This window comes from Streptomyces sp. NPDC060205, from assembly GCF_042728395.1.
Taxonomy (GTDB): Bacteria; Actinomycetota; Actinomycetes; order Streptomycetales; family Streptomycetaceae; genus Streptomyces.
Map to the genome: position 1 here is coordinate 1 of NZ_JBHWZP010000567.1, position 3,185 is coordinate 3,185.

Genomic DNA, 3,185 nt, shown 5'->3' on the forward strand with positions numbered 1-3,185 from the left:
CCGTCCCCCGTCCGGTACGGCGCTACGCTCCGGCGCGGGCCAGCGTCTCCAGGGGGCCGACCAGGATCTCGGAGAAGGCGAGTTCGGCGGCCCCGATGAGCACCGCGTCGTCGCCGAGTTCCCCCACACGCAGCCGCAGGTTCTCGCGGGAGGCCTTGAGGGCGATGCGGTTGATACGGCTGCGGATCTGTGCGGCCGAGCCGAGGTACACCTCACGGAGCGTGCCGCCGAACACGACCGTGCGCGGGTTGAGCACGTTGACCAGGTTGGCGACGCCGACGCCGAGCCAGTCGCCGACGTCGTGCAGGGCGGCGCGGGCGGTGATGTCGCCCCGGTCCGCCGCCTCGACGACGGCATGCACGGCTTCCCGGCCGGTGGCCGACGGGTCGCGCTGCGCGGCCTCCAGCAGGGCGCGCTCCCCCGCCTCGGCTTCCAGGCAGCCGTGCGCCCCGCAGCCGCAGGGTCTGCCGTTCCGCGGGTTGACGACCATGTGCCCGATCTCGCCGCCGTACCCCTGATCGCCGGACAGCAGCTGGCCCCCGGTGACGACACCGCCTCCGATGCCGATGTCGCCGTGCAGATACACCAGGTCCTGGCAGCCCGCCCCGGCTCCGCGCAGATGCTCCGCGAGCGCGCCGAGGCTCGCCTCGTTGCCCACCGAGACCGGCAGGCCGAGTCCCAGCAGGCGCATGAGGTCCTCGCCGAACTCCTCGTCCTCCCAGCCGAGATGGGGGGCGGCACGGACGACACCGTCGGGGCGGCGCACCATCCCGCGCACGGCCGCGGCCACACCGACGCAGTAGGTGCCGTGCCCTGCCGCGTCCACCATGTCCAGCGCGGACCCGGCGAGGACCTCCGCCACCTTCTTGGCGTCGCGCCGGCCGGGGAGCACGGGGATCTCCCTGCGGTCGAGGAAGACCCCGCCCAGACCGATGCGGGCGGCGGCCAACCGGTCGACCCCCACGTCGAATGCCAGGACGTACACGCGGTCGGACTCGGGCCGTACGACCAGGGACGGCCGGCCGGCCCTGCCGGTGTCCCGGGGCAGTTCCTCGCGGACCAGGCCGGCCGAGCCCAGCTCGCTCACCAGACCCAGGATGGTGCTGCGGTTGAGTCCCATGCGTTCGGCCAGGACGGCACGCGACATGGATCCGCCGATGTGCACATGACGGAGCAGGGTGCCGAGGTTGTGCCGGCGGATCTCCTCCTGCGAGGGACCGGCTTTCATGGCACCCCAGACATCATCGTCGTACGGCCCGGCGACGGGACAGCGCATCCACGCCTGCGGCCACCAGCAGAACCGAACCCGTGACAGCGTACTTGACCCCTGAGCTGTACCCCATCAGACCCATACCGTTCTGGATGACCGCGACGACCATCCCGCCGAGCACGGCGTCGAGGACCCTGCCCCGGCCGCCGAACAGGCTCGTCCCGCCGATCACGGCGGCGCCGACCGCCAGCAGCAGCACGTTGCTGCCGCCGGTGTTGGGGTCCACCGAGTTGCCCCGGGACGCGGCGATGATGCCGCCGACCGCGGCGAGGGAGGAGCAGATGACGAACGCGGAGATCCGGATGGCGGCCACGTTGATGCCGGCCCGGCGGGCAGCCTCCGCGTTGCCGCCCACCGCGTAGATGTGCAGGCCGAACGAGGTGCGCTGGAGCAGGAACGTACCGGCGACGAGCAGGACGGCGATGACCGGCACGACGATCGGCACGCCCTTGAGCGAGTCGACGATGACGTTGCGGCTGCGCTCCTGGTTGAGCAGGTGGACCGCGATCGCACCGAGTACCGCCAGCCCGCCGATCCTGACGGCGAGCAGGGCGGGCGGGGCAGGGGCGAGCCCGCGCCGCCGCCGGTTGCGGCTCTGCCGGAACTGGATCGCCGCGTACCCCCCGACACCGACCGCGAGCAGGACCCAGCCGAGCGCCGGGGAGAGGTTGTTGTTGGCGACGGCCAGGATCGTCTCGTCCCGGATCGAGATGTTGGTGCCCTCCTTCAGCAGCATCAGCACGATGCCCTGGAACCCCAGGAAGGCGGCGAGCGTGACCACGAACGAGGGGATGCCGACCTTCGCCACCAGCAGGCCGAGCAGCAGGCCGATGACCGTGCCGGTGAGGATCGCCGCGCCGGCCGCGCCGTACCAGGGCCAGCCGTGGTCGGTGAGCAGGATGGCGAGGACGGCGGCGCAGACCCCGCTGGCGTACCCCGCGGACAGGTCGATCTCGCCGAGGAGGAGGACGAAGACCAGTCCCATGGCGATGGCGATGCTGCCCGCGCCCTGGGTGAGCAGGTTGGCGAAGTTCAGCTCGGACAGGAAGACGGGGCGCAGGGCGGCGAAGAACACGCACAGGACGATCAGGCCGAGGACAGCGGGCAGGGCACCCAACTCACCGCCCCTTACCCGGTCGACGTAGTTCTTCGCGACCGAGCGCAGACTCGCGGCCGTGGCCGCTCCGTTCTTCTTCGGCGTGCCGGGACCGCGGGGCAGTTCCGGTTTCTCGGGGACGACTGCGGCGGTCATGCGGTGACTCCGTTGCTCTGGGTGAGGCCGAGGTCTCCGCTGCGGCCCGAGGTGATGAGTTCGACGACCTGGGAGTGCGTCACGTCCGACGTGCTGACCTGGGCGGCCATCCGGCCCAGGTAGAGGGCGGCGATCCGGTCGGACACCGCGAAGACGTCGTTCATGTTGTGCGAGATCAGGACCACCGCGAGACCGTTGTCGGCCAGCCGCCGGACCAGTTCGAGGACCTGTGCCGTCTGGGCGACACCGAGCGCGGCGGTCGGCTCGTCCAGGACGACGACCTTGCTGTTCCACAGCACGGCCTTGGCGATGGCCACGGTCTGCCGCTGACCGCCGGAGAGACTGGCGACCTGCTGGCGGATGGACTTGACGGTGCGGACCGACAGGCCTTCGAGGGTCCGCGCGGCCATCTCCTCCATCGTGGTGTCGTCCAGGACGAGGCCCCGGCGTTTCTCCCGGCCGAGGAACATGTTCTGCACGATGTCGAGGTTGTCGCAGAGTGCCAGGTCCTGGTAGACGATCTCGACGCCCAGGGCCGCCGCCTCCCGCGGGCTGTGCACCTGGACCTGCTCTCCTTCGAACCAGTACTCGCCGCCGTCCATCGGATGGATCCCGCCGATGCACTTGACCAGGGTGGACTTGCCCGCGCCGTTGTCTCCGACG

General features: G+C 71.1%; 3 protein-coding genes. All 3 read right to left on the minus strand.

Annotated features, from left to right (window positions below):
- Nucleotides 1–22: 22 nt before the first annotated feature.
- Nucleotides 23–1,228, minus strand: coding sequence for an ROK family protein (locus ACFWGJ_RS42950; RefSeq protein ID WP_387334398.1), 1,206 nt, complete (start codon nucleotides 1,226–1,228; stop codon nucleotides 23–25).
- A 13-nt stretch (nucleotides 1,229–1,241) separates the two neighbouring features.
- Entirely contained in the window at nucleotides 1,242–2,522 is a 1,281-nt protein-coding gene (locus ACFWGJ_RS42955) for a sugar ABC transporter permease (RefSeq protein WP_387334399.1), read from the minus strand.
- On the minus strand, nucleotides 2,519–3,185 hold a 667-nt coding region (locus ACFWGJ_RS42960; protein ID WP_387334400.1), incomplete at its 5' end, for an ATP-binding cassette domain-containing protein. The genes ACFWGJ_RS42960 and ACFWGJ_RS42955, both read right to left, overlap by 4 nt.

Coding starts and splice junctions, on each gene's coding strand:
- ACFWGJ_RS42955 (WP_387334399.1), bottom strand. CDS start 2,522: ATGACCGCCGCAGTCGTCCCCGAGAAACCGGAACTGCCCCGCGGTCCC.
- ACFWGJ_RS42950 (WP_387334398.1), bottom strand. CDS start 1,228: ATGAAAGCCGGTCCCTCGCAGGAGGAGATCCGCCGGCACAACCTCGGC.